Raw genomic sequence first — 25150 nt, forward strand, 5'->3', positions numbered from 1 at the left:
GATGAGCGGGCCCCCGTCCGGCCGCATGGTGCTCCGCGAGATCGTCGGAGCGTGGCGGCGGTCCTTCCCGGCGGACGAGTTGCACCTCGTCGTTCCCGCAGCGGATGTCTCGCACGCTCGCGCGGAATCGCCGGATCTCGTCTTCACCGGGACGTCGCTCCGAGTCCATCCGCTCATGAACAGCCTGGCCCTCCGACGGGCTGAACGGCGCTTCGGGCCGTTCGACGCAACGCTCGCTCAGAACTTCGCCGCCGGCACCCGGAACAGCGGCGTCTTCGTACATGATGTGCTCTTCCAATCGAACCCGGAGTGGTTCACACGAGCGGAGCGGATCTACCTCAGCTTGATCCCACGATTCGCTCGCCGAGCCGACATCGTCTTCACATCCTCGCGCTCCGAAGCGGAGCGCATCAGGGCGTGGAACCCGCAGCTGCATCGCGTGGAGGCGACCGGCCTCGGCGTCCCGACTGCCATCGCACGCGAGCACGCGAGCACCGATGCGGACCCAGAGCTGCATCCCGGTCGCTTCCTCCTCACCGTCGGGCGGCTCAACGTCCGCAAGAACGTCGGCACCGTCATCGAGGCGGTGGTGCAGTCCGGGCGCGTTTCGTCTGATCTCCCGCTGGTCGTGGTGGGCAGTCCAGACGGCCGCGCCGAGGGTCTTCCCGCCGCCGCGCGCACAGCGGTGGAGGACGGTTCCGTGCGGTTCACGGGTGCGGTGGACGACGCACGGCTCGCGTGGCTGTACTGCGAGTGCCGCCTGATGTTGTTCATGTCGCTCGACGAGGGCTACGGCTTGCCACCGATCGAGGCCCTCGCGAGCGGAGCTCCGGTCATCGCGTCTGACCTTCCGGTGTTCCACGAGGTCCTCGGCGACGCGGTGACCTACGTCGACCCGCGCAACACCGTCGGCGTCGCCGATGCCGTCGCTGCGGAGATCGACCGCCCGTGGCGTCGCGAGGTCCACCAGGCGCCCGGCAACCGACCGTGGGCCGACGTGGTCTCTGCGATCCGAGCTGGCTACCAGAGGGAGAACACCCGCCGATGAGCATCTTGGACACCCTCTACGCACGACTCCGAGGCCGGCAGATGAGCGCCGACGTCCCGCCGCGCGTCTTGCGCCAGTTCGCTGCGGCAAAGGGACTGCAGGCCATCGGCGGTCTCACCCTTCCGAGGCGGTTCACCGACATCGGGCCCCGGTTCCGATCTCGCGGCGTGGTCGTCCGTCATCCGCAGTACGTCCGGATCGGCCGAGGCGCTTCCCTGAACCGCAACGTCACGATCGACGGCTTCGCGAAGCGCGGTGTCTGGCTCGGAGCGAACGTCACGGTCGGTGCCGGTGCCGAGATCCGTGGGAGTGGTGTCGTGGCAGAGCCCGGAGTCGGCGTGCGCGTCGGTGATCGAACGTCGATCGGCCGCGGGAACGTGATCTGGGGCCAGGGCGGCGTCACGATCGGCGAGGACTGCCTGCTCGGACCGAACGTGACCGTCGTGAGCGAGAACCATCGGTTCGACGCCCTAGACGTCCCCATCCGCGAGCAGGGCCACGACCGCAGTCCCGTCGTCATCGGCGATGATTGCTGGATCGGAGCCGGCGCCGTCGTCTTGAAGGGCGTCACCATCGGTTCCGGAGCCGTCGTGGCCGCCGGCGCGGTGGTCACCCGGGATGTCCCCGCGTTCGCCGTCGTGGCAGGGGTTCCAGCGCAGGTGCACACGAGCCGGAAGGACGACCGTGACGACTGATGGCCGCGTCCAGTCGACCCTGTCGGTGGTCATCGTGACCTTCAACAGCGCCGGTGTCGTCCTGGACGCACTCGATGCACTGACAGAGATCGACGACCTCGAACTCGTGGTCATCGACAACGCATCGGCCGACGACACCGTCGACATCGTCCGGAGCGCCTGGCCGTCGGCCACCGTGATCGAGAACCACGAGAACGTCGGTTTCGCACGAGCGGTGAACGAGGGGGTCCGCCGATCGAACGGCGATCTCGTCATGCTGCTCAACCCCGACGCACAGATCGGGGCGCACGGCATCCGTGTGCTCCGGGACGCGCTGGGGTCGCACCCCGACGATGTGGTCGCGCCGTTCGTCGAACAGCCCGCTCCGCAGCGGATCGTGTCCGCCGGCCGGATGCCGACCGTCTGGCGGATGTTCACGCACTACTTCGGGCTGTCCCGCCTGAGCGCGCGACTCCCGCTCCTCGAGGGGCACTACCTCCTGCCTCGCCAGGTCCATGGCACGATGCCCGTGGAGTGGGTGACCGGTGCGTGCTTCGTCGTCGCTCGACGCACGTGGGACGAAGTCGGCGGGCTCTCCGAGCGCTGGTTCATGTACGCCGAGGACATCGAGTTCTGCCACCGGGTTCGACGCGCGGGACGCCGGGTTTGGTTGGCCCCGGAGGCGCGCGCCACGCACCTGGTCGGCCAGAGCGATTCGTCAGCGTTGACGACGGTCAACGCCGCCTGGGTCCTGAACCTGCGCGACTTCTACGCCACCGACCTCGCTCTCTCGCGCCGCTCCGTGGGGCTCTGGACCGCCGTCGTCGCTTCCGGCCTCGGTCTCCGCGGGCTCGTCGCCGCCGTGCGGCACGGAACGGGAAGCCCCGCGGCCCGTCGGTTCAGCGGGTACAGCAGGGCACTCGTCCGGAGCACTCGGTGAGTGCCGACCGCCCTGTGGTCGTCCTGACCGCGTTCGCTTGCGATCCGCGACTCCCGAGCGAACCGACGATCGGGTGGGAGTACGTGACGACCTGGCTCCAGATTGCCGACGAACGGGACGTACACGTCGTCGCGGTGATGAACGAGCGCTCCCGGATCGCAACCGCCGAGCGGTTGCGCGCCGACGGCATCGACGCCGCACGACTGCAGCTGGTCAGCCCTCCGGAGCCGCTGTGGTCCCGGCCCCTCCGCCACCACCGGCTGACGCGGGTCGAACACATCGTGTGGGGATGGCGGACGCCCGCCGCGGTTCGCCGGGCCGTTGACGTCGACCGGATCGTCCTCGCGCGACACGTCACGTTCGCCAGCGAGCTCCTCCCGGCCCCGATCACCTGGCTCCGCCGACGAGCCCACACCGTCTGGGGTCCCGTCGGTTCGACGGGACGCGCAGATGCTTACTTGTACGAACCACGGCCGAAGGACTGGCGCAGCCGGTACCTCGTGCAGCGGCTGCGCGACTTCCTGAGCGCGATCGCCGCAAGTCGAACCGGCCGTCGTGTCGGACTCACTCTCGTCACGTCGTCGGCTCTCGCCGACCGGCTGCGGGCGGTGGGCGCATCGGCGCGCGTGTTCCCCAACACCCGTCCGATCGCCGCGGAGCCGGACACCATTGCCCGTGGCGATGGCCATCGCGACGGCATCCGGATCCTGTCGGTGGGCAACTTGGTACCGCTCAAGCGCATCGAGCTGAGCATCGCGGCACTGGCGACGCCGGAGCTCTCGAACGCCTGCCTCCGGATCGCGGGAAAGCCGGCTCCCGGCCAGACGAACGCGCTTGTGGACCTCGCTCATCGTCTCGGAGTCGAGGCACGTGTCGAGTTCCTCGGCCAGATCCCCCGCGACGACGTCGTTCGCGAGATGCAGGCGGCTGATGTCCTCGTGCATCTGTCTGCCCGCGAGGGCGGCTCCGGCGTCGTCGGCGAAGCCACATCGGTCGGCCTGCCCGTCGTGGCCTTCGCCGGGACCGGAGCCGCGGCTGTGCTCGATTACGCCGACGCCTCGGGCGTGACCGTCCCCCGGTCAGCACCCCGTTCCATCGGGACGATCGCCGATGCCGTCCTGCGTGCTGCGTCCCTTCCCCGCCGTCCGAGCACCGTCTGGACCACGGACCGGCTGCTCGAAGCCGAACGGGGCCTCCTTCGCGAAGCCCTCGATCTGACGTCCTCACGATGACGACGCTCGCACGCATCCGTGCGCTCCCACGGCACCCCGTCGTCCTCCGGCTCATCGACCAGGGTTCGTGGTCGGCCGCCTTCTTCCTCTTCACGATCACCGCGAGCGCATCGCTCGGCACGCGGGAGTTCGCCGCACTCACCGTCGTGACGGCGGTCGGTGTCATCGCTGCGGCCTGCGCTCGGTCGTTCGCGATGGATGGTCGGATCGTGGCAGGGTCGCGCGCGGGCCTGCCCGTTGACCAGGTGATGTCCGGGCGGGCAGTCGCGCTCACGTCTGTGACGTTCGCGCTGATCGCCACCGCGGCGAGCGCGATCTGGATCGCGAGCGGCTCGACACCCGCTTCTCTGGCGCCGACAGCGCTCGCAGCGCTGATCGTCCTTGCGGACGGCCCGCACTACCTGCTCACGCTGCAGCGCCGGTTCCGCGCGGCGATCGTGGGCGCCCTGCCCTACGCCGCCTTCGCCGGCGTCGCGGTGATCTTGCTCCTCCTCGGCACCGACGTTCCCGTTCTCGTCCTGTGGATGACAGGCCTCGCCGTGGCGTGCGGAGCATCGTGGCTCGCCGTCCTTCGCGCGCGCCCGCACTCGTCATCGATCCCAGGTCTGTTCGGTACTGCGTCGCGCATCTCCGCCGAAGCGCTGTACTCCGCGCTCGGTTCCCAGCTCGGCATCCTGATCATCTACCTCGTCGCGGTGCCCGCAGCGACCACCGGGATCCGACTTGCGTACTCGGTCGTGTTCGCACCGGTCTTCAGTCTGATCCAGGCCCTGACACCGCTGCTCCTGGTGCACATGAGCGACCTCGGCCGGAACGCCGGGGCAGCTCGGACTCGCGCAGCGACGCGATGGGTCGCCGCGGGTCTCGCTGGTGTCGTCGTGTCAGGCCTCATCGGCTGGTTAGTGGCGGCGTCCGGTGTGGCGGGCGCGAACTACAGTCATACCGCTGCGTTCCTCGTCCCGGTCGGTGCCGCTCTCGCGGGCAACCTCGTGCTCGACACGGCGCTGCTCGTCATCCGGTTCGGCGCACGCCCGAGTGTCCCGCACCGGATTCGTCTGGTCGTCGTCAGCATCGACTTGGCGACACAGCTCGTCCTGACGCTCACCCTCGGACTCGACGGGCTCGTGATCGCACTCGCTGGCATGGCGGCCCTCAAGGCCATCGCAGCGGCGGTCGCTGTCCGGCTGTGGAACAAGCCGACCCCCGATGCAGAACGGACCCACGCATGATCGGCCTCGTGACCAGCCTTCGCCGTGAACTGCGCCGAGCAGCGCGGGATCTCGTCCTCAACACCTTGATCGCCAGCGCAGCGGTGGTTCCCCGTGCTCGCTGGCGACTGCTCCGCGCCGTCGGTCTCGACGTGCATCGCTCGTACATCCAGGCGCGGTGCTTCTTCGGCGCCCGCAATGTGTCGATCGGCGTTGGCACCTTCGTCAACTACGAGTGCTTCTTCGACGGCTCGGCACCGATCACGATCGGCCGGAAGGTCCGCATCGGGATGCAGTGCCTCTTCGTGACCGGCTCGCACGAGATCGGAACCTCCGACCAGCGCGCTGGCCGCGAGACCGCCGAGCCCATCGTGATCGAGGATGGTGCGTGGATCGGCGCCCGAGTGACGGTTCTGCCTGGAGTCACCGTGGGCCGCGGTGCCGTCGTTGCGGCGGGAGCCGTCGTCACTCGCTCTGTGGCGCCGCTGCAGACGGTCGCCGGCGTGCCAGCGCGCGTCGTGGAAGGTCATTGAACCATGGACAGGTCCACGAGTCAGGCGGCGGCGACTCTTCCGGTGCAGCGCCTCTCGTCGCTCGACGGGCTCCGCGGCGTCGCAGCTGCGATCGTGCTCGTCCACCATTCCCTGCTCGTCGTCCCAGCGCTGAGCGCGGGCTACTACGACGGCTACGTGCCCGCGGGTCTCAAGTGGTTCGTGTACTCCCCGCTCCATCTGGTCTGGGCGGGTGGCGAGGCAGTCCTCGTGTTCTTCGTCCTGAGCGGATTCGTCCTCGCTCGACAACAGACAGGGCCTCGGGCGGTCTCCTGGGCGAAGTACTACCCGAGTCGCCTCGTTCGACTGTACTTCCCGGTCATCGCCGCGGTCCTCTTCGCTGCGCTCTTGGCACTGGTGATCCCACGTGTCGGACTCGATGGTCGGAGCGATTGGATGGCGCAGCACGAGATCCCACTCACGCCATTGTCCATCGCCCGGAACGCGACCTTGCTGTCTCCGGACTTCCTGGACAGTCCACTCTGGTCGCTGCGTTGGGAGGTCGTCTTCTCCCTGCTGCTGCCGCTGGCAGTGATCGTAGTGCTCCACACGCAGCGCTACTGGGTCACCGCAACCGTCGCACTGGTCGCCATCTCGTCCGTGGGCGTTGCCCTCAACAGCGCAGCATTCACCTATCTGCCCGTCTTCTTGATCGGCTGCTTCTGCGCTGCCGCGTTCGGACAGGACCGTCTCCAGCTGACATCACGCGTCGCCGCGGCCATGTTCATGATCGGCCTGATCGCGGTGACGGCACGATGGTGGCTCGCGCCATTTGGCGGGGTCACTGAGCCCGCTGTGCAACCGCTCCTGTTGCTCGGTGCGCTCGCGGTCATCGTCGGCGCCGTTCGATGGCCGAGTGCGCGGCGGGTGCTCGACACCGCGCCCTGCCAGTGGCTCGGTCGGATCTCCTTCAGCCTGTACTTGGTCCACGAGCCCGTGGTGGTCTCTGTTGGCATCTTGCTCCCGCCAGGGCTGAGCGGGCTCGGTCCGCTCATCTCGATTCCACTCTCGATCCTCGTTGCGGTGACGTTCTACCGCGTGGTCGAGGGTCCGTCACACCGGATCGCGAAGCGTCTCCAGACGCTGGGCGGCCCAGGCCATCGCATCTGACTCAGCGCACCGTGCCAGCCCGATCGGGTGCTGAGCCCGATTCGAGATGTACGGGAACCAGGTCCTGCGGCTTGAAGTACCCGGTCACGCTGAGGGCACCGAGAATCAGTGCGAGCATCAGCCGATCCGACTCCGGCATCGGGCTGAAGAAGAGATCCCACACGCCCGTGAAGACGGCGAAGAGAACGAGAGCGGACATCCCGATCGGGAGACCCAGTGCCTTCGGCAGCGATCCGACGAGGAGCACCAGAGCTACCGCTCCGAAGAGCACCCCTCCCGCGCCGAAGTGGTACCAGAGGTCGGCGACGATGGAGTGCAGGTCGACGCGCTGCCCGAAGACGTCGACGATGAAGTACTGAGCCGTGTAGTCACCACCGACCGACTGCACGTGCGCGATCGCTTCCCGCGCGAGACCTCCGTTCGTGATCTCTCCGAGGCCGAAGCCCCACGGATGCACTTCGAACAGGTGGAGCGTCGCGGCCCATTCGGTCCTGGATCCTTCGACGATCGATCGTCCCCCAGCCGTCTGCGCGATGGTGCGAGCGGCGATCGCAGGGCCCAGCAGCCCGCTCCGCATGGCGACGAGTGCACCCTGTGCCAGCGCGATGAGGCTCGCGACGATGATCACGATCCAAGGGAGCGGATGCCGGGCGATGTGCGCGCGAGCTCGTCCGCCGACGAAGGTCGAGATCAGTACGACGATCGCGATCAGGGACATGAACCGAGCATCGGAGACACTGCTGAGCAGCGCCGAGACAGCGAGCGTTCCCCGGACCAGCCACGCGCGGCGGACAGGTAGCACGGCAAGCACCATCAGGGTGATGTAGACGCCGGTGTTCCCCTTCCAAGAGAAGGGCTGCTCGATGAGCAGCGCACTCAGTAGACCGCCGAAGACCACGAGGCGCACGAATCCGATCGGGCCCAGCTGGTCCTTCGCCCACCATGCGAGCCCTACGCCGATCGGGATGGTCAGCAGCCAGGTCGACAGCGTGACAGCTGTGACGAGCGAACCGTTTGTCCCGACGGTCGGTTCGACCGTGAGACGGAGCACGACGCCGTTGAGGAGCGCGATCAATGCCAACGGCAGCAGAACTCGCCCGGTCTGGAACGTGGTCAGCTTCCGGACGACGATCGGCGCGAGGACGATCCCCAGCAGGAGCGTGAGAACCGGGAACAGCGTCGTACCTGGCACCTTGAACACGAGTACCAAGGCTGCAATCGCCGCCACCGCGCGGACCGCGCCGTTCGATTCCGATCCAGCCCAGTCGAGCGCTGTCCTGCGGGAATGAGTCGGAGCCATCTCAGTACGCGCCCCTCGACATCAGCACGGCACGGGCCGTGCGCCAGAGCAGGACGACGTCCCCGATGATCGACCAGTTCTCGACGTAGTAGAGGTCCAGTCGGACCGAGTCCTCCCAGGACAGGTCCGAACGTCCGCTGACCTGCCAAAGACCGGTCATCCCCGGCTTCACCAGGAACCGCCGATGTACGTGGCTGTCGTACCGTTCGACTTCACGTTGCAAGGGTGGACGCGGCCCCACGAGTGACATCCCTCCACCCACGACGTTGAACAGTTGGGGCAGCTCGTCCAGGCTGAACCGTCGCATGACCGCGCCGACACGAGTGATGCGGGGGTCGTCCTTCATCTTGAAGAGGACGGCGTTCCCCTCCGCACGGTCGAGTGCACCAAGTTCCTGAAGTTGGTCCTCGGCGTCCTGGACCATCGAGCGGAACTTGAGCATCGTGAACGACGCGCCATCAAGCCCCACGCGCTCCTGCCGGAACAGGACCGGGCCGTGAGAAGTGACCTTGACGATGAACGCGAGCACGATGAGCACCGGTGACAGCGCGCCGATCAGCAGCGCCGAGCCGACCACGTCGAAAGCCCGTTTCGTGTAGAGCTTCCGGCCGGAGTAGGTGGGCGTCTCGACGTGGATGAGTGGGAGCCCTTGAACGGGCCGCGTGTGGATCCGCGGGCCGCCGATGTCAGTGAGACTGGGAGCTACCACCAAGTGCTGCCGTCCGGGTTCGAGCGTCCAACTGAGCTCGCGGACACGTTCCGGTGGCAGGTCATCAGCGCTGGTGATGACGACGGTGTCGGCGCCGCTCTGTTCGAGAGCGTCCTGAACGTCGTCGAACCCGCCGTAGCTCATGATCTCCGAGCCCGGAATCATCCCGGTGTGTCCGTTCGAAACGGTTGCCCCGAGCACGCGATACCCGGCTTCGGGGGTCCGGGCGAGCTGCGCGGCGATGTCCAGCACGCTCGACGTCGATCCGACCAGCAGGACCTGCGCCGAGTACCGGCCGGACCTGCGCTGCGCGACGAGCCACTGCCGCCACATCCACCGCGAGAGCATGAGGACGAGGATGCCGATCGGGAACGCGATGAGGACATATCCCCGTGCGAGTTCGATGTGGAAGATGAACGCAGCGATCGCCAGGAGACCGAACACCCGGACACTCGAGTCAGCAACCAGCCGGTACTCACTGCTTCCGACGCCGAGAACGCGTGCGCTGCGGGTGTCGTAGATCGCCAGCGCTCCCAGCCACAAGAGGATGACTCCGACGGAGATTGCCGTGTAGTTCAACCGGAGGTCGTTGGTGTTCGTGGCGAGGTTGGAGTCGAGGCCGAGCCACGCGATCTGGACTCCGAACACCACCCACACGAGGACGAGCAGGTCGGTGAAGAGCACCCGGTGGCTGTAGGACCTGCTCCAGTCCCCTGCGCGGAGAGCATCCCCGACAGCTCGTGGCCGCGAGTCTGCACTCGAAGACGTGCCCATCACCACGTTGCACCGGCGTCCTTCGACACCAGTACATCGCTCCCGGACCACAGCCACACAGCTGTGCCCGCCTCTGTGACGGCGAGCCCTCCGTCGGGGTCAGCGTCCGCCGCGCAACCGACGATGGCGGACTTCGTCGCCGGTGTCACACCGACCGCTGGCAGCGACCGGATCTCCGCGCCGTCGCACGCGGCAGCGCCCACGCGTGCGACGAGGTACGAGTCACCGTCGTCCGCCAGGGACCGAACACCGACGAGCGGCACGCCGACCCAGTCGCCGTCGCCCGAGCGCCACTGCACCTGGTCGGCGCAGACGACCGCGGTGGTGAACTCGCCCTCGTATGCCTCGATGGGGTCGGCGCACGGGGAGTCGACGGTTCCGGTCGACAGGATCAGCCCGGCGGGTCCGACGCCGGCTCCGGCTGCGCCGGCGGCTCCGTCCTTCCAGGACCGGCCGTCGTCGACGGACGTCCGGACCGTCGGTTCGCAGTCGTCCCCCGTGCCGATGATGACCGAGACGCTGTCCGTGCCGGCGCGGAGCGCCAGCACGGCACCCGATCCGGCCCCGAGACCGACCGGAGTCCACGTCGTTCCGCCGTCCACGGTGTGTTCCAGAACCCCGTCGGTTCCGTCACACACTCCGCTGGAGGCGCGCCATGCCTCCCGTCCGTCGACTGCGGACAGCAGGCGGCGGCCGGGAGCGACCATCCCTGCGGGCTCCGCCGTGGCGGTCGCCGACGGCTTGGCCGTCGCGGAGCCCGGCGACCTGGGAGAGCTCGAGAAGGTCGGCACCGGCCCAGGAGTCCCGTTTGACGAAGGCGCCGTGCGTGCCAGCGCGAGTGCGACGAGCAGCACGTCGACGACCACCAGGACGACGACGATGACGGCGACCCAGACGAGCGTGCGGCGCGAGAAGACGCTGCCGAGGGTGCGGGACCCTCGGCGCGGACTCACGTGCGGACCGCCGTCATCGAGCGGCTCCGCGGGTGGCTGCGACGCGGCCGCGCTTCGGGGGCTTCGGCATGGGCGTGTCCTCGTCCTGCAGCCCGTAGCCGTACGCGTAGCCGTAGCGGCCGTACCCGTAGGCGCCGGGTCCCTTGGTCGGCATCATCGTCATGACGAAGCCGGCGATCGGGGCCCCGACGTTCTCGAGCGCACTGACCGCGCCGGCGAGCTGGCCCTTGTGGGTGCGACCGGAGGCGACGGCGACGATCGCGCCGGAGGCCTTCTTCGACAGGATCGCGGCATCCGTGACGGGCAGCAGAGGCGGGGCGTCGAACAGGACGTAGTCGAACTGCTGCTCCAGCCCGGCGATCAGGTCCTGCATCGCTCGGGAACCGAGCAGTTCGGACGGGTTCGGTGGGATCGGCCCGGCGGGGAGCACGACGAGGTTGCCGCGGCCCCACGGCACGGAGACGTCCTCGATGGACGCGCGCCCGATGAGCACGTCGGTCAGGCCGGCGCCGCCCTCGAGGTCCATGTATGTCGCGATCTTCGGGCGGCGCAGGTCGGCGTCGATCAGGATCACGCGGAACCCGGCGCTGTCGAGTGCGATGGCGAGGTTCGCGACGGTGGTGCTCTTGCCCTCGGACTCGACCGACGACGTCATCACGAAGGTGCGCGAACCGGTGCCGAGGTCGAGGAACTGCAGGTTGGTGCGGAGCGTGCGGAACGACTCGGCGCGCGGGCTGCGCGGGTCGACCTGCACGATGAGGGGGCGCTCCGAGGCCTTGCTGTCGTAGGCGATCCCACCGACGACCGGCTTCTCGCTGATCTTCTCGACGTCGGACTCGGTGCGGACGCGGTTGTCGAGGGTCTCGCGGAGGACGGCGACTCCTACGCCCAGCGCGAGGCCGACGAGCAGGCCGAGCACGACGTTCACCGGCACGTTCGGGCTGACCGGCGCGTTCGGCACCTGGGCTTCCTTGACGCGGGTGAGCTTGACCGTGCTCGTGCCGTCGGCGTCGGTGGCCTCGATGTTCTGCACGACGTTCGTCAGGCTCTCGGAGGTCGCGTTCGCGATGTCGGCGGCCTGCTTGGCGCTCGTGTCGTTCACGGTGATCGAGATGAGCGTCGTGTTGAGCGGCGCGTCCGAGGTGACGAGCTCGGCGAGCTGGTCGGACGTCATGTCCAGCTTCAGGCTCGAGATCACGGGGAGCAGCACGATCGGCGTCTCGACGAGGTTCGAGTACGTCAGCACACGCTGCTGCGTGAAGGTGTTTCCCTGCGCCAGGTCACTCGCGCTGCCACTGGTCTGCGTCGACACGAAGACCTGCGCCGATGCCGAGTAGACCGGCTGCTTCAGCAGCGAGAAGCCCGCAGCGGCCGCGACCCCGACCAGTGCCAGCACCAGGATGAAGACCCATCCCTTGCGCAAGACCGCTATGTAGTCGCGTAGCTCCACGCGGCACCCTTCCCCGGAAGTCGCCGCGCCCTGCAGAGTCCCTGTCGCAGGTCGACCGGGATTCTCCCAGCGTTCGGCAGGGAAATACTGCCACACCGATGAGACGCGCTCGGGGTCGCGCGACGTCGAGTCTCGTTCTGCGTCCCGTACGGTGGCGACATGCAGCCCGAACCGGACGCGCCGACCGCCGCCCGCCCTTCCTCGGCGGTGCGGGACCTGCAGGTCATCGTGATCGCGCTCCTGGTCGCCGTGCTGCTGTCCCGGATCGTCGGCGGCGTCGCCCGGACTGGGGGTCTGCCCTCCCCGGTCGCGCAGGTGCTGGTCGCCGACCTGGCTGTGTGGGTGCCGCTCGTGCTCGGCGTCGGGTGGGTGCTCCGGAGGTCCTCTCCGGCACTGCTGGTGCGCCGGCTCGGGCTCGGGTGGGCCGACGCCGTCGCGGCCATCGGCATCGTCATCGTGTGCCGCGGGCTCGACGCCGTGCTGTCCGTCGCGTTCTTCGGTACGACCGGGCTGACGCCGCAGCCGACCCTCGGCACGCCGGACGTGCTGCTGCTCGTGGTCTCGGCGATCGGGGTGTGCCTGGTCAGTCCGGTGCTCGAGGAGATCGTGTTCCGCGGCGTCATGCAGCGACGGCTGTCGGCCGAACTGACACCGCGCACGCGGTTCCTGGCGGTGCTGGTGACCGCGTTCGCGTTCGCGCTGATGCACCTCGCGATCAGCACGCCCGCGTCGTCGGTCGCGGGCTTCGAGGTCTTCGTGACGACCTTCGTGCTCGGCCTGCTGACGGGGACGATCGTCGCGATGACCGGACGCATCGGCGGGGCGGTCCTGGCGCACGTCCTGTTCAACACCGTGGCCGTCGTGCTCACTTGGCCACGCTGACATCGATCGCACCGGCAGACGCATCGACCGGTAACGTCCTCCTCGAATGTCTCGCACAACCAGCGTCTTCGAGAGCCCCCTCGCGCGGCAGGCTCCGCTCAGCGGGCTGCTGGCGCTCAGCGCGGTCCTCTCGATCACGGTACCGTCGCTCGAGGTGACGGACGGCGGCCTGTTCGTCGGGAGCCTGGCGGTCACCGGAGTCGCGACGGTCGTGGCTGCACTGGCGTTGGCGCTCCCCCACGCCGTCGGGCTCGTGCCGGCGTTGCTGGTGCTCGACTTCGTGGCGATCGCGCTGTTCCGAACGAGCACGGGCGCAGGTGCCTCGGTCTTCACGTCGCTCGCCGTGCTGCCGGTCGTCTGGTGCGGATCCCTCCGTGGTCGCCTGACCGTCGTGTACGCGGCGCTGGGAGTGACGCTCGTGATCATGGCGCCCTACTTCCTGACGCCGACGAACGTCCCCGGTGCGAGCGAGCTCGTCCGCCTCGGCGTGACCGTCATCGTGTTCGGAACGGTCGCGGCGGTCGTGCAGGAGCTCTCGCGGCGAGCGCGGCGCAACGTCCGCGCTGCCCGGCTGGGTGAGGAGCGCGTCCGCGCGGAGATCGAGCGGGCTGCCGCCGTGCAGCGGTCCCTGCTCCCGACGTCGACCGGCCACCTGGGCGCCGACGTCGCGGTGGCGGGCGCCTGTCTGCCGGCGAAGTCGGTCGGTGGTGACTTCTTCGACTGGTACGAGACGAACACCGGGATCGCCGTCACCCTCGGGGACGTGATGGGCAAGGGTGTCGGGGCCGGGCTCATCGCGGCGGCCGTGCGCGCCACGGTACGGAGTGCCCGCACCGTCGACGACCCGTCCGAGGCCCTCCTCCGCGCAGCCGACGGGCTCGCCGCAGAGGCCAGCGTGACCGACGTGACGTTCACCACGCTGTTCCACGCGCGCATCTCGACCGACGGCACCTTCCGGTGGGCGGACGCGGGGCACGGGCTGAGCCTGGTGCTCCGGTCGGACGGCACCGTGGACCGGCTCCGGTCGAGCGACCTCCCGCTCGGGATGGGACTCCGCGACGAGTGGGCGACGACCGAGGGGTTTCTCGACGCCGGTGACCTGCTCATCTCGTTCAGTGACGGTGTGCTCGACCTGTTCGGAGGCCGCGAGGACACCGTCGACGCGGTGGCCGACCTCGCGCTGGCCTGCGGGTCCGAGCCCACTGCGCTCGTGGCGGCGCTGTCCGCGCGGGCGGACGAGGTCGCGCACGACGACGATGTGACGGTGATCGCGATCCGACGTTCACCGGTTCCGGCTGACACCTCCGCGCTGCCCGCCCACCCAGCGCGCCGGGAGCGCACTTGATGATGTGGCGGCTGAGCTGACGCCGCGCATGCGGTTCCTGGCGGTGCTAGTCACGGCGTTCGCGTTCGCGCTGATGCACGTGGCGATCAGCACGACCACATCGTCAGTCGCGGGCTTCGAGCCGATGTTCGTGCTCGGCCTGCTGACGGGGACGCTCGTCACCATGGCCGTGCGCATCGGCGGCGCGATCCTGGCGCACGTCCTGTGCAACACCGTGGCCGTCCTGCTCACCTGGCCCCACTGACACCGGTTCGGAAACTCGTCGACGTCGACTGCGCAGCGGGACCAGGAACGCGCTGAGCACCAGGACACCGCCGATCACTGCCCCGGTCACGCGGTCACCGTTTCGGTCGTCGTCCGGCCAGAGTCCGCCGAACAGCAGTCCCATCCCGACGGTCTCGACGGTGTAGAACACCGCAAGGTTCCGTGCCCAGTGTGGACGCCGTTCCTTCCGCGGGGCACCTGGCCCCGTCTCGAACCACAAGGAGGTGCCGAACGCACCCCACGCCACGAACACGAGGCTCTCGACCGGGAACCAGCGCTGGAGGATCGTGAGCGTACAGATCCCCAGTGCGAAGCCGAGCAGCAACCACCCGAGCGATGCGAGGCGACGCCGACTCACTGACGGTCCTCCGGCGCCTCTGCCTGCTCGCGCCGGAAACGCTCGACCTCGGCATCGACCTGCCGCCGCGAGAACCGCTTCGCCACGAGCGCGGCCCAGGTCGAGCCGACCGCGGTGAGTGCGACGCCGAGGACGGTCCCCCCGACGCGGAGTTCACCGTCGTCGCGGTTCGGGATGAGCGCACCGATCAGCAGGCTCAGACCGGTCGCCACCAGCACGAACGCGAAGATCGTCGCGGGACGGTTCCCCGCGCGTGGAGCGGCCTGCGGATGCGCAGACGTCGAGATCGCCAGCACCAACCACACCCCAGGGACCCCAGCGCTCACCGGGAACCACTGCCCCAGCACGAGCAGCAGCCCGAGCGACAGCACGAACCCGCCGGCGCACCAGAGCCACCACCGGTTTCGGTCCCGCCGCTGCTGCCCGGTCACGTCATCGTTCCCCATGCCTCGACCGTAGCGGTCACCGGCGATCGGCCCGGACGAGCCGATCGCCGGTGACCTGTCGGTGTCAGGACAGGGCGGAGAAAGACGCGTCGCGCACGAGCACGGTCGCCGCGTGACCCGCGACCTGCTGCTCCGGGTCACTGGACAGCCCGAGCTGCCACGTGCCGCCACCCGGCTTCTCGGGCAGCGTGAACTCGACGGTGGTGTCCGAGGCGTTGAGCAGGACGGCGACCGTGTCGTCGCCCTGTTCGAGGACGAGCATCACCGCCCGGTTGCCGCCGTCTGCCCAGTCCCCGTCCTCGAAGCCCGCGTTGTCGGCGCGGAGCACCGAGACGGTCGAGTCGGAGTCGCCGGGTGCCGTGCGGTACCACTCCGGACGCAGGGAACGGTGCTGGGCCCGGAACGCGATGGCCGCGGTCGTGAACGCGAGCAGGTCCTGGTCGGCGGCGTCCCAGTCGAACCACGAGATCTCGTCGTCCTGGCAGTAGGCGTTGTTGTTGCCGCCCTGCGAGCGGGCGATCTCGTCGCCGCCGAGGATCATCGGCACACCGGCCGACAGCAGCAGGGTGCCGAGGAAGTTGCGGCGCTGCCGGTCGCGGTACTCGTTGACCCCGGCGTCGTCCGTGGGCCCCTCGACGCCGCCGTTGAACGAGGCGTTGTCGCTCTCGCCGTCGTTGTTGTCCTCGCCGTTCGCCTCGTTGTGCTTCTCGGCGTACGAGGTCAGGTCCGCCAGGGTGAAGCCGTCGTGGGCCGTGACGAAGTCGACCGAGCACAGCGGCGAGCGCCGTGACCCGTCGTAGACGTCCGGGCTGCCGAGGACACGCTGCACGGCGTCGCCGAGCGCCCCCTCGTCGCCGCGCCAGAAGGCACGGAGGTCGTCGCGGTACTTGCCGTTCCACTCGGACCAGTCGGCCGGGAACCCGCCGACCTGGTACCCCGCGGTGTCCCACGGCTCGGCGATCATCTTGACCTCACGGAGCACCGGGTCCTGGTGGATGATGTCGAGGAACGCGGAGTGCTTCTCGGCTTCGCCGCCCTGACGGGTCAGCGTGGTCGCCAGGTCGAAGCGGAAACCGTCGACGTGCATCTCCTCAACCCAGTAGCGCAGCGAGTCCATGATCAGACCGAGTGCGGCCGGGTGCGAGACGTTGAGGCTGTTGCCGGTACCGGTCGTGTCGAAGTAGTTCGCTTCGTCGCCCTCGACGAGCCGGTAGTACGACTCGTTGTCGATGCCCTTGAAGGACAGCGTCGGGCCCATGTGGTTGCCCTCGGCGGTGTGGTTGTAGACGACGTCCATGATGACCTCGAGCCCGGCTGCGTGCAGGGCCTTGACCATCTCCTTGAACTCGGCGACCTGCTGGCCGGCCGTGCCGCTGGACGAGTACTCGTCGTGCGGCGCGAAGAACCCGATGGAGTTGTAGCCCCAGTAGTTGCGCAGCCCCTTGTCGGCGAGTGTGGAGTCCTGGACGAACTGGTGCGTGGGCAGCAGCTCGACGGCCGTGACGCCGAGGTCGACGAGGTGCTGGATCGCGGCCGGGTGCGCCATGCCGGCGTAGGTGCCGCGGATCGCCTCGGGAACGTCGGGGTGCTGCTTCGTGAAGCCCTTCACGTGGACCTCGTAGAAGACGGTGTCGCCGAGCGGGGTCGCGGGACGGACGTCGTCGCCCCAGTCGAACGAGCGGTCGGCGACGACCGACTTCGGCATGGCGGCGGCCGAGTCGGTGTCGTCGCGGGTCTCCGGGTCGTCCATGTCGTGCCCGAACAGGGCCTGGCCCCACTCGTACGAGCCGTCGACCGCCGTGGCGTACGGGTCGAGCAGGAGCTTGGAGCCGTTGTGGCGGAGGCCCTTGGCCGGGTCCCACGCGCCGTGCACGCGGAAGCCGTAGCGGGTGCCGACAGCGACGCCGGGGACGATGTCGTGGAAGGTGTAGCCGGTGCGGTGCTGCAGCTCGGTGCGGTGTTCCGTGCCGTCGTCGTCGAACGTGCAGAACTCGACGCGCTCCGCGGTGCTGGAGAAGAGAGCGACGTTGGCGCCGCCGTCGACGAGCGTGACGCCGAGCGGGGTGCGGGCAGAAGTGGTCATGGTGTGGTTGTACCGGGCGGCCGCTGTGGTCCCGGCTCGCGCACGTACCCCGGCAGGCATGGATGCGCAGACCGGACAGCTGCGACCAAGTGGGCCGACACCGAACGGTGACCGAGGGCGTCTGCTCCTCGTTCGGGTCGGGGAGCAGGCGCCCTCGCGCTACGACGACGTCGGGTTCGGCGCGGCGGGCCGCGACGATGCCAGCCCGGAACAGGGATCGGGCCCTCGCAGCTGGGCGCCGCGGGGTAGCTCACGAGACGGTACGGATGTGCCGCTCTCCGGGTGCACAGGTACGCGGAAATCGACCGGGAGCACCCTGCCGTCATCCGGAGAACGTGCGTTCCCCGTTCGGGGGATATCGACGAGGGGCGTGGCCTGGTTGGGTCGTCGAGTCAGCAACTCCGTTGCGGACGAGATCCGCGCGGAGCTTCGGCACCAAGCGAAGGTGACCCCCCTCGGGTGGGGCGGTCGCGGTGGGTGCCGGCGTGTCGATTCGGGTTCGACACGGCGGCACCCCCATTCAGCGGGGAACCGAGGCTTGCCCTGGCGGCAGGGGTGCACCACTGTGTGGAGTACACGCTCGCTCGGAGGAACAGGGACCACATGCTGTCGTTGGTGTACGTGAGCACGATGAGCCGACCGGTCACGGACGAGGAACTCGCCGAGATCCTGGTGATCGGTCGCGAGAAGAACCTGCAGCTCGGCATCACGGGGATCCTCGCCCACCAGGGGAGCAACTGCATCGGCATCATCGAGGGCGACGACGAGGTCGTGCGGGAACGGTTCGAGGGCATCCGTCAGGACCCCCGCCACACCAACGTGCGCCAGGTCGCCGCGGACACCGTCGCGACCCGGTCCTTCCCGGAGTGGTCGATGGCGTTCCAACCGGCGGACCCGTTGATCAAGGAGATCCCGGGGTTCCTCGACCTCTTCGCCGACGGGCACGCGCCCGACCCCGCCACCGGCACGTCACGCGCGAAGGCCCTGCTGGAGTGGTTCCGGAAGCACCCCCTGGCGCCGCTGACGAACCAGCACGGCGACGACGGCATCGAGCTGCGCACCCGGATCGTCAACGCGACGATCACGGTGCTGCACGACACCGGGGTCGAGCAGGTCGACGTCGACACCGTCGCCGCCCGGGCCGAGATGACCGTCGACGAGCTGCGCACCCACTTCCCCTCCCGCGAGAGCCTGTTGACCGCCACGGTCGACCGGTGGTCGAGTTCCGTGTCACGGCCCCTGCGGCCGATCGCGGACACGCACGGCGCGGTCGCGTACCTGCACGCGCTGGTCGTGGCGTACTCGGAGGAACCGGCGTTGATGCGGCTGCTCGCCTCGACGCTCGCCTCGAGCACCGACCCCGGGCACGAGGGCGCGGAGTACTACCGCACCCTGTACCTCCGGTTCCGTCGGACCGTCCGGGAAGCACTCGAGCGGGACATCCGGACCGGTCGCGAGCCGGCCACCATGGATCCCGCGCGTGCCACCGAGCAGCTCCTCGCGCTCTACGACGGTCTGCGGATCCAGTCGCTCCTCATCGAGGGGTTCGACATCATCGCGTCCTTCGACCGCGCCGTGTCACGGCTGCGGCGGGGGTGGGCCGAGGACTACCGGCACACGGACCTGTTCGAGATCCCGGTCGAAGGCACGGGCGATCACAACGCCCGCGAGAAGCAGACCGACTCGGGGTCGTCGCGGTAGGGCCCGAACGGCTGGATCCGCACGAACCCGTTCCGGGCGAACAGCGCGGCGGCGTGCGGCTGCAGCACGCCGAACTCGGCGACGACCGCCGGTGCCTGCAGCTCTTCGGCCTGCGCGAGCAGTTCGAGCACCAGCAGGTCGCCGACGCCCTGCCCGCGGGAGTCCGGTCGGACGAACAGCCGCCGGACCTCGAACACGCCGTCGCCGGCCGCACTCAGCGACGCGGTACCGAGCGCCAGGCCCGAGCGGTCTCGGGCGATGACGTGCACGGCGGCGGTCGCCTCGGTCAGCGGACGGCCACGGTCGGCCGGACGGCCGTAGATCCGGTCGACCTCGATCCGGGCCGCGGCGCGCAGCCGGACGGCGTCCTCGTGGTCGAAGGGCTCGGCCGCGACCGAGAACGTCAGGTGCTGCATCGTGGTGTGTTCCTCGCCCGGCGCCGCGTCGTCGCGGGTACCCCGTGGGTGTTCAGTGTGCGTGCCGCCGCTCGAACCCGAATCGAGCGGCGGCACGGTGTGCGCGCTTCCGCTCGAACCCGAATCGAGCGGTGGCGCGTGCAGACGGCTGGCGTCTGCCCTCGGACGCCCTAGCGTCCGTGGTCTGTGGTGTGTGGTCGGTCCGGGTCAGCTCACCAGGTCGAGGTCCCACACGGGGGCGACGTACTCGCGGGACCATCCCTCGCGCAACCGGGTGACTGCCCGGTCGAACGCTTCGAGCAGGTCCATCTCAGGGCGCACCATGGACTGCAGCTGCAGTCCCTCGTAGGTCGCGAGCAGCTGCTCGGCGCCGCGCGACGGCTCCATGGTGCTCGGTTCGCGACCGAGCAGGCTGTCGCGCTGCAGGGAGTCCTGCACGAAGGCGTGGAACCGGCGCCACCGCGCGTGCAGCATCGGCGCGAGCGGGTGTTCCGGCGACGCCGCGATGTTCAGGGTGGCGGTGAGGAAGCGCATCAGGGACGGGTCGGCGATGTTCGCGGTCACGATCGCACGCAGGAACGGCACCGTCCCGAACCGTTCGGCGAGTGGCATGAGCGGTGCGGTGCGCTGCTCGTTCCAGTGGTCGATGGTGGCCAGGAGCAGACCGTCCCAGCTGGGGAACGTCCGGCCGACCACGTCGACGTCCTGGCCGGCGTGGTCCGCGACGACGGCCGGGGTGACCTCGTGGAGCGGACGCGTCCGCAGTGCCGTGATCATCCCGTCGACGACGGCCGATCGGAGGGCGGCATCGTCCGAGGTCCGGCGCGATGATTCGATGTGCATGCATACACCCCACCAGGCACTCCGGTCCCACCAAAGCCCCCGAACGGGGATCGCGCGCAAAACGGACCAGCACGATCCGGCCACGACACTTCCCACCGATCGACCTGCGAGCGATACTCATCCCATGCAGTGGGGACGGATCGTACCGGTGGCGGCGGTGGCCCTGATGGCGAGCGGAGCGCTCGCGGGGTGCGGCGCCGACGGGACGGTCCCGTCCATCGACACGGGCACCTCGGTCAGCTCCTGCATCGACTACATGCCCATGACCGCGGCCGAGCGCCGCGAATCCGCCGATCTCGTCGTCGACGGCCAGGTCACCAAGACCGATCGCACCGTCGAGATCGGCGGCGTCTACGACGTCTACGACGCCGAGGTCACGACGACCTCGAAGGGGGATGCCCCCGGCACCACCATCGAGGTCGTCAGCACGTCGGACCAGTGCACGACGAGCGGCGAACCCGTCGAGTACCTCGACGGCGACGTGCTCGAACCAGGGGGAACGTTCCGCCTCTACCTGACGAAGGCCGACCCCGAGGACGACGACAGCGTCTGGCGCCTCGTCGTCCCCGGCGCCGCCGAGCCGCTCACCACCGACTGACGCCCGGCACGCACCACACGTGCCCTACGGCTCGGGGACCGCCACGATCCGGTTCTGGTACGCCCACACCACGGCCTGCAGCCGTGACCGGACCCCGAGCTTCGGCAGCATCCGCGCCAGGTGCGACTTCACGGTCGAGACCTCGAGCACGAGCGCGACCGCGATCTCCTCGTTCGACATCCCCTGCGCGAGCAGCAGCAGGACCTCGCGTTCGCGGGCGGTGAGCACCCCGTCGGCCCGGTCCCCCGACACCGGCTGCAGGCTCCGTCGCGACACGAACTCGCGCAGCACCCGCCGGGTCAGCGCCTGGTCGAGCGTCCCGTTGCCCGCGGCGACCTGGCGCACGGCATCGACGATGGTGTCCGGCTCGGCGTCCTTCAGCAGGAACCCGGAGGCACCGGCCTCGAGGGCCCCGAACACGTAGTCGTCCAGGTCGAACGTCGTCAGCATCAGCACCGGGATGGCCGGGTCGGCGTCGGGGGCGCAGAACAGCCGGGCGAGCTCGATGCCGTTCACCACCGGCATCCGGATGTCCAGGCAGGCGACGTCGGGCCGCAACGAGCGCGCCAGCGCGAGCGCCTCGCCGCCGTCGGCGGCCACGCCGACCACCTCGATGTCGGCCTCCGCGCCGAGGAGCGCGGACACCCCGGCACGGACCAGCGGCTGGTCGTCCGCCACCAGCACGCGGATCACGCGACCACCTCGCCGCCGTCGGCGACCTGCGCGGGTGCGGGAGGTGCCTCCCGGCCGAGCGCCAGCTCCACCAGCCATCCGCCGGTCGCGGTGGGGCCGGTCTGGAGGCGCGCCCCGACCAGGTCCGCCCGCTCGCGCATCCCCCGCAGGCCGTTGCCGCCCGACGGTGAGGTCGGCGCTGCCGGAGCGGCGGCTGGTGCGTTCTCCACCCGGATCACCACCCGGGCCGGGTCGCGGTCGTCGATGGTGACGGTGCACGGGGCGGACGGGGCGTGCAGGGCGGCGTTGGCCAGCGCCTCCTGGACGGTGCGGTACGCGGCGAGCTGTGCGAGCGGGCCGACGCCGTCGGCCACGGGGCGGTCGTCGGCCGGACGGTCGCTGGGCAGCACGTCGAGGCGCACGTCGCTGCGGAACCGGGCGCGTTCGACCAGGTCGACGATGCCGGCGACCGTCTCGACCGCACGTTCGGCGGGGACGTCCTCGCGCAGCAGCCCGACCAGGCGGCGCAGGTCGTCGAGGACGGCGGTGCTCTGCTCCCGCACCTGGCGGGCGCCCTCGTGTGCGCGCTCCGGGTCGCTGTCGATCTGCCGGTCGATCACGGCGGCCATCAGGGCGATGCCGGACAGGTGGTGCGCGGCGATGTCGTGGAGCTCGCGGGCCATGGCGGCGCGTTCGCGGGAGACCGCGGCGTCGACCAGGGCGTCCTGCTCACGGAAGACCGCGCTCGCCTCGGCGGTGCGGGCGGCGCGCACCTCGCGGCGGGACCGCACCAGCAGGGTGACCAGGAGCGGGAGCCCGACGGCACCGACCGCCTGCAGGACGCCCTGGCCGAGTGTGCCGGACAGGACCGCGCTGCCGGCTGCCACGAGCGCGCCGGCGACCAGGAGCGTCGGCCACAGGCGTACGAGTGGGACCCGGAGTGCGGCGAGGACGACGGCGACGACCACCGGCAGCGCGGTGAGGCCGAACAGGTCGAGCGACTGCGGGGCGAGCGCGGCGACGAGCACCGGCAGCACCGACACCGCGACGAGCACGGTGCGTGGTGCCCGACGGGCGGCGAGCAGGGCGGCGGACTGGGCCAGCAGGCCGAGCGCGAGGACAGTCCAGGCAGCGGTGAACGGTGCCGGGACCCGCATGGCCAGGGCGGCGCCGTCCGGCTCGAGGCCGTCGAGCGGCGGCAGACCGAGCAGCAGGCCGATCGCCACGACGGCCGTGCCGAGCGCGACGAACACGTCGACGCGGCGGTCACTGGTGCGCGGGTCAGCGGAGGCCATCGTTGGATCCTACGAGGCGGGTGCGAGCGGGGACCGGGGCGTCGATCGGCAGCGTCCGGCGCGCCGGGTCGTAGCCCAGGCGGCCACGGGTCACGACGAGCAGCACGGCGGCGGCGACGGTCGAGGTGATGGTCAGGCCGATCATCAGTGTGCCGGCGGTCATGCTCGGGTACATCTCCGGGAACAGCGTCGAGATCGTGTTGTTCACGCCGACGTGCAGCAGCAGGGCCAGGGGCAGGCTCTCGCCGGTCTTGTTGAACACCTGGATCATCACGACGTTGAACGTGATCGTGAACAGGGCGAACACGACGGGCTCGCTCCAGTGCGCGTTCGGCCAGCCGCCCCAGTCGCTCAGGTAGAGCGGCATGTGCCAGAGCGCCCAGATCGGGCCGAGGATCGCAGCCGCACCGAGCCCACCGAAGCGGTGCTGCAGGCGGGGCAGGGCGAAGTCGCGCCAGCCGGGCTCCTCGCTGAGACCGGTGGAGAACAGCTGGATGACCAGGCCGGGCACGAGCATGGCGACGGCCAGGGCCGAGGGGGCACGGACGTCACCGCCGGCGAAGGGCAGCGCGGACGCGACGATCATGGCCGGCACGACGACGAGCGCCAGGGCGTACCAGTACCAGGCGACCCGCCAGCGGAACAGGCGCCCGACCCAGCGGCGCAGGCCCGGACGGCCGTCGGCGACCGCGGTGACGATGAACGCACCGCCCAACGGGCCGAGGAGCGCACCGGGCAGCACACCCGTGAACTGTCCGCTGCCCAGGACCTCGGGGAAGTGGATGTCCCACACGCCCATGCCGTGCGGGGACAGGATGTAGGGCACCCACGCGAGCCAGCTCAGGCCGAGTGCCAGGGTGAAGAAGGACACGAGCGGGTGCCGGGCGATGAGGCCGCGGACACCCCCACGGTCCTGCGGGGATGTGCCGGCGACGGGCCGGACTTCGGTGGTGTTCGTCATGCACACGACGCTAGGAACCAGCGCGCTCGGAGACGACCGGCTTCGGGACGCACCTGCGGGAGTTCCATCGAAGGATGCAAGTGCTCTCGGGCCGTTCAGGCGGCGTGCTGGGCGGCTATGTGGGCCAGGACGACAGGGTCCTCGCAACCCCGGGCGAAGCCGCGGATGCGCCGGTCGATGTCCCGCTGCAGCACGAGCACGCCGATCCGTTCGGCGAGCGGCGCCAGCCACTTCGGCCGGCAGGTGAAGTTGTAGCGCCAGACGGCCAGGGTGTGCCCGGGCTGCCCCTCCGCCTCGGTGAAGCGCCAGCCCCCGCCCATGCGCTCGAAGAACCACGACCCCTTCGTCATCTTCATCCCGACGTTCGACGGCGGATGGTACGAGACGTACTCGCTCTCCATCGCGAAGCCGAACCGCTGCACCGTGTAGGTCCGGACGCCCTTGCCGGGAACGGTGGCACCACCGACCAGGTGCTGGCGTCGGATGAAGGGGTCCCAGCGCTTCCGGATCGCCCCCTGCGTCTGCGAGACGGCGAACGCCACCTGCGGCTCGACCGGCACGATGCAGCGGGACTCGACGACGGGCATGAGTCATCCTCGCACGCGCACGGTGCGGTGCTCGCCGGCCCGTGCGACGTTCACCGGCCGCGCACCGTGCAGCGCCCGCCGCCCCGTGCGAGGTTGCACGCTCCGTGCGCCGCTACAACCCCGCACCAGGCCGCCAACCTCGCACCGGGCGAACAACCGCGCACCGTGCGAGTTCGGTCCGCGCGGCGTCAGCGCAGCGCGGCCCGGAGCGCGTCGGCGATGGGCGCGAGCGCGGCGTCGATCTCGTCGGCGACCCGCGCGTGGGTCGCCTCGGACCGGCGGTACGGGTCGTCGACGTCGTCGTCGGCGGGGTCGGCCGGCGGCGGGACTGTGCCGCGCAGGCGTGCGACCCGCTCGACCAGGGCCTCGGGCGTGTGGACGTCCTGCAGGTCACCGGGCTCGAGTCCGTCGAGCACCCGCGCGAACTGCTTGATCGTGAACGCCCGCTTGGTGGCCCGGGGCGCGAGCGACACCACGGCCGCACGGTGCGACCGTTCGGCCGTCAGCACCAGGTCGGCGTCCTCGACGATCGCCGACGTCAGGTGCCGCGAGCCGTGCCGCGACGGGTCACCGCCGAGCCGGACCGACTGCGCCGCGGCGGCACCGTCCATCGCGGCACCGTCGTCGGCGATGGTGCCGGCGGACTCGACCACGAACGCCGCAGCGTCCGGGCCGAGTCGCGCCGTCAGGACCTGCGCGCCGAGCGGCGACCGGCAGATGTTGCCACTGCAGACGAACAGGATCCGCATC

The 25150-nt window shown here is 69.9% G+C and carries 25 protein-coding genes; 12 read left to right on the forward strand and 13 right to left on the reverse strand.

The genetic code is table 11. The annotated features are described in order from the left end of the window. Positions 1–175 precede the first annotated feature (175 nt). The 7 genes from ACVKXF_RS00855 (at position 176) to ACVKXF_RS00885 (ending at position 6763) form a co-directional block, all read left to right on the forward strand. On the forward strand, positions 176–1048 hold the full coding sequence (locus ACVKXF_RS00855; protein WP_456794553.1) for a glycosyltransferase family 4 protein: 873 nt from the start codon (positions 176–178) through the stop codon (positions 1046–1048). Continuing rightward, positions 1045–1743 carry an acyltransferase gene (locus ACVKXF_RS00860; protein WP_456794554.1) on the forward strand — a complete coding sequence of 233 codons (699 nt, stop codon included), beginning with the start codon at positions 1045–1047 and terminating at the stop codon, positions 1741–1743. The genes ACVKXF_RS00855 and ACVKXF_RS00860 overlap by 4 nt, the downstream gene beginning before the upstream one ends. Continuing rightward, on the forward strand, positions 1733–2662 hold the full coding sequence (locus ACVKXF_RS00865; protein ID WP_456794555.1) for a glycosyltransferase family 2 protein: 930 nt from the start codon (positions 1733–1735) through the stop codon (positions 2660–2662). Before ACVKXF_RS00860 ends, ACVKXF_RS00865 begins: the two co-directional genes overlap by 11 nt. Positions 2663–3162: 500 nt before the next feature. After that, entirely contained in the window at positions 3163–3894 is a 732-nt protein-coding gene (locus tag ACVKXF_RS00870) for a glycosyltransferase (protein ID WP_456794556.1), read from the forward strand. Beyond that, positions 3891–5123, forward strand: a complete 1233-nt coding sequence (locus ACVKXF_RS00875) for a hypothetical protein (protein ID WP_456794557.1) — start codon at positions 3891–3893, stop codon at positions 5121–5123. Before ACVKXF_RS00870 ends, ACVKXF_RS00875 begins: the two co-directional genes overlap by 4 nt. After that, positions 5120–5635, forward strand: coding sequence for an acyltransferase (locus ACVKXF_RS00880; protein ID WP_456794558.1), 516 nt, complete (start codon positions 5120–5122; stop codon positions 5633–5635). Before ACVKXF_RS00875 ends, ACVKXF_RS00880 begins: the two co-directional genes overlap by 4 nt. A 42-nt stretch (positions 5636–5677) precedes the next feature. Beyond that, complete coding sequence (locus tag ACVKXF_RS00885) at positions 5678–6763, forward strand: acyltransferase family protein (protein WP_456794559.1); 1086 nt, start codon at positions 5678–5680, stop codon at positions 6761–6763. Position 6764: 1 nt separating this feature from the next. Here ACVKXF_RS00885 and ACVKXF_RS00890 read toward each other — a convergent pair whose 3' ends face one another. The 4 genes from ACVKXF_RS00890 to ACVKXF_RS00905 all read right to left on the reverse strand — a co-directional run bounded on the left by ACVKXF_RS00890 (position 6765) and on the right by ACVKXF_RS00905 (position 11949). Then, the gene (locus ACVKXF_RS00890; RefSeq protein ID WP_456794560.1) at positions 6765–8063 is read right to left on the reverse strand and encodes a hypothetical protein; all 1299 of its coding nucleotides are present in this window, start codon (positions 8061–8063) and stop codon (positions 6765–6767) included. A gap of 1 nt (position 8064) precedes the next feature. Further along, positions 8065–9456, reverse strand: coding sequence for a sugar transferase (locus tag ACVKXF_RS00895; protein ID WP_456794561.1), 1392 nt, complete (start codon positions 9454–9456; stop codon positions 8065–8067). A gap of 89 nt (positions 9457–9545) precedes the next feature. Further along, complete coding sequence (locus tag ACVKXF_RS00900) at positions 9546–10499, reverse strand: hypothetical protein (protein WP_456794562.1); 954 nt, start codon at positions 10497–10499, stop codon at positions 9546–9548. Between the two features lie 13 nt (positions 10500–10512). Continuing rightward, positions 10513–11949 (reverse strand): polysaccharide biosynthesis tyrosine autokinase, encoded by a 1437-nt coding sequence (locus ACVKXF_RS00905; RefSeq protein WP_456794563.1) that lies wholly within the window; start codon positions 11947–11949, stop codon positions 10513–10515. A 159-nt stretch (positions 11950–12108) separates the two neighbouring features. On the opposite strand from ACVKXF_RS00905, the gene ACVKXF_RS00910 reads away from it, so the two are divergent. The 3 genes from ACVKXF_RS00910 to ACVKXF_RS00920 all read left to right on the forward strand — a co-directional run bounded on the left by ACVKXF_RS00910 (position 12109) and on the right by ACVKXF_RS00920 (position 14420). Beyond that, a complete protein-coding gene (locus ACVKXF_RS00910) occupies positions 12109–12831 on the forward strand; it encodes a CPBP family intramembrane glutamic endopeptidase (protein WP_456794564.1) in 723 nt (240 codons plus the stop codon). Between the two features lie 46 nt (positions 12832–12877). Next, entirely contained in the window at positions 12878–14176 is a 1299-nt protein-coding gene (locus ACVKXF_RS00915) for a PP2C family protein-serine/threonine phosphatase (protein ID WP_456794565.1), read from the forward strand. Between the two features lie 73 nt (positions 14177–14249). Continuing rightward, positions 14250–14420 carry a hypothetical protein gene (locus ACVKXF_RS00920; RefSeq protein WP_456794893.1) on the forward strand — a complete coding sequence of 57 codons (171 nt, stop codon included), beginning with the start codon at positions 14250–14252 and terminating at the stop codon, positions 14418–14420. Between the two features lie 374 nt (positions 14421–14794). Here the strand turns inward: ACVKXF_RS00920 and ACVKXF_RS00925 are convergent, their stop codons facing one another. Then, positions 14795–15244: a hypothetical protein gene (locus ACVKXF_RS00925; protein WP_456794566.1), complete on the reverse strand. Its 450-nt coding sequence runs from the start codon at positions 15242–15244 to the stop codon at positions 14795–14797. Between the two features lie 64 nt (positions 15245–15308). Continuing rightward, complete coding sequence (gene glgX / locus ACVKXF_RS00930) at positions 15309–17327, reverse strand: glycogen debranching protein GlgX (protein WP_456794567.1); 2019 nt, start codon at positions 17325–17327, stop codon at positions 15309–15311. A 603-nt stretch (positions 17328–17930) separates the two neighbouring features. Between glgX and ACVKXF_RS00935 the strand changes: the two genes are divergently transcribed. Beyond that, complete coding sequence (locus tag ACVKXF_RS00935) at positions 17931–19028, forward strand: BLUF domain-containing protein (protein WP_456794568.1); 1098 nt, start codon at positions 17931–17933, stop codon at positions 19026–19028. On the opposite strand, the gene ACVKXF_RS00940 is transcribed toward ACVKXF_RS00935, so the two are convergent. Further along, a complete protein-coding gene (locus ACVKXF_RS00940) occupies positions 18983–19444 on the reverse strand; it encodes a GNAT family N-acetyltransferase (protein WP_131921307.1) in 462 nt (153 codons plus the stop codon). The two genes, ACVKXF_RS00935 and ACVKXF_RS00940, sit on opposite strands and share 46 nt — an antisense overlap. Positions 19445–19651: 207 nt before the next feature. Then, positions 19652–20287, reverse strand: a complete 636-nt coding sequence (locus ACVKXF_RS00945) for a TetR/AcrR family transcriptional regulator (RefSeq protein WP_123310369.1) — start codon at positions 20285–20287, stop codon at positions 19652–19654. 124 nt (positions 20288–20411) lie between these two features. On the opposite strand from ACVKXF_RS00945, the gene ACVKXF_RS00950 reads away from it, so the two are divergent. Continuing rightward, positions 20412–20885, forward strand: a complete 474-nt coding sequence (locus tag ACVKXF_RS00950; protein ID WP_456794569.1) for a hypothetical protein — start codon at positions 20412–20414, stop codon at positions 20883–20885. Positions 20886–20909: 24 nt separating this feature from the next. Here ACVKXF_RS00950 and ACVKXF_RS00955 read toward each other — a convergent pair whose 3' ends face one another. From ACVKXF_RS00955 to ACVKXF_RS00975, 5 genes are all read right to left on the reverse strand, one after another. Further along, positions 20910–21578, reverse strand: a complete 669-nt coding sequence (locus ACVKXF_RS00955; RefSeq protein ID WP_123937474.1) for a response regulator — start codon at positions 21576–21578, stop codon at positions 20910–20912. Next, on the reverse strand, positions 21575–22852 hold the full coding sequence (locus ACVKXF_RS00960) for a sensor histidine kinase (protein WP_456794570.1): 1278 nt from the start codon (positions 22850–22852) through the stop codon (positions 21575–21577). Before ACVKXF_RS00960 ends, ACVKXF_RS00955 begins: the two co-directional genes overlap by 4 nt. Continuing rightward, positions 22839–23813 carry a CPBP family glutamic-type intramembrane protease gene (locus tag ACVKXF_RS00965; RefSeq protein WP_456794571.1) on the reverse strand — a complete coding sequence of 325 codons (975 nt, stop codon included), beginning with the start codon at positions 23811–23813 and terminating at the stop codon, positions 22839–22841. The genes ACVKXF_RS00960 and ACVKXF_RS00965 overlap by 14 nt, the downstream gene beginning before the upstream one ends. A 95-nt stretch (positions 23814–23908) precedes the next feature. Continuing rightward, the gene (locus tag ACVKXF_RS00970; protein ID WP_456794572.1) at positions 23909–24400 is read right to left on the reverse strand and encodes an SRPBCC family protein; all 492 of its coding nucleotides are present in this window, start codon (positions 24398–24400) and stop codon (positions 23909–23911) included. A gap of 188 nt (positions 24401–24588) precedes the next feature. Next, the gene (locus ACVKXF_RS00975) at positions 24589–25149 is read right to left on the reverse strand and encodes an arsenate reductase/protein-tyrosine-phosphatase family protein (protein ID WP_456794573.1); all 561 of its coding nucleotides are present in this window, start codon (positions 25147–25149) and stop codon (positions 24589–24591) included. Between the last annotated feature and the right edge of the window lies 1 nt (position 25150).

Source organism: Curtobacterium sp. PvP017, assembly GCF_054060195.1.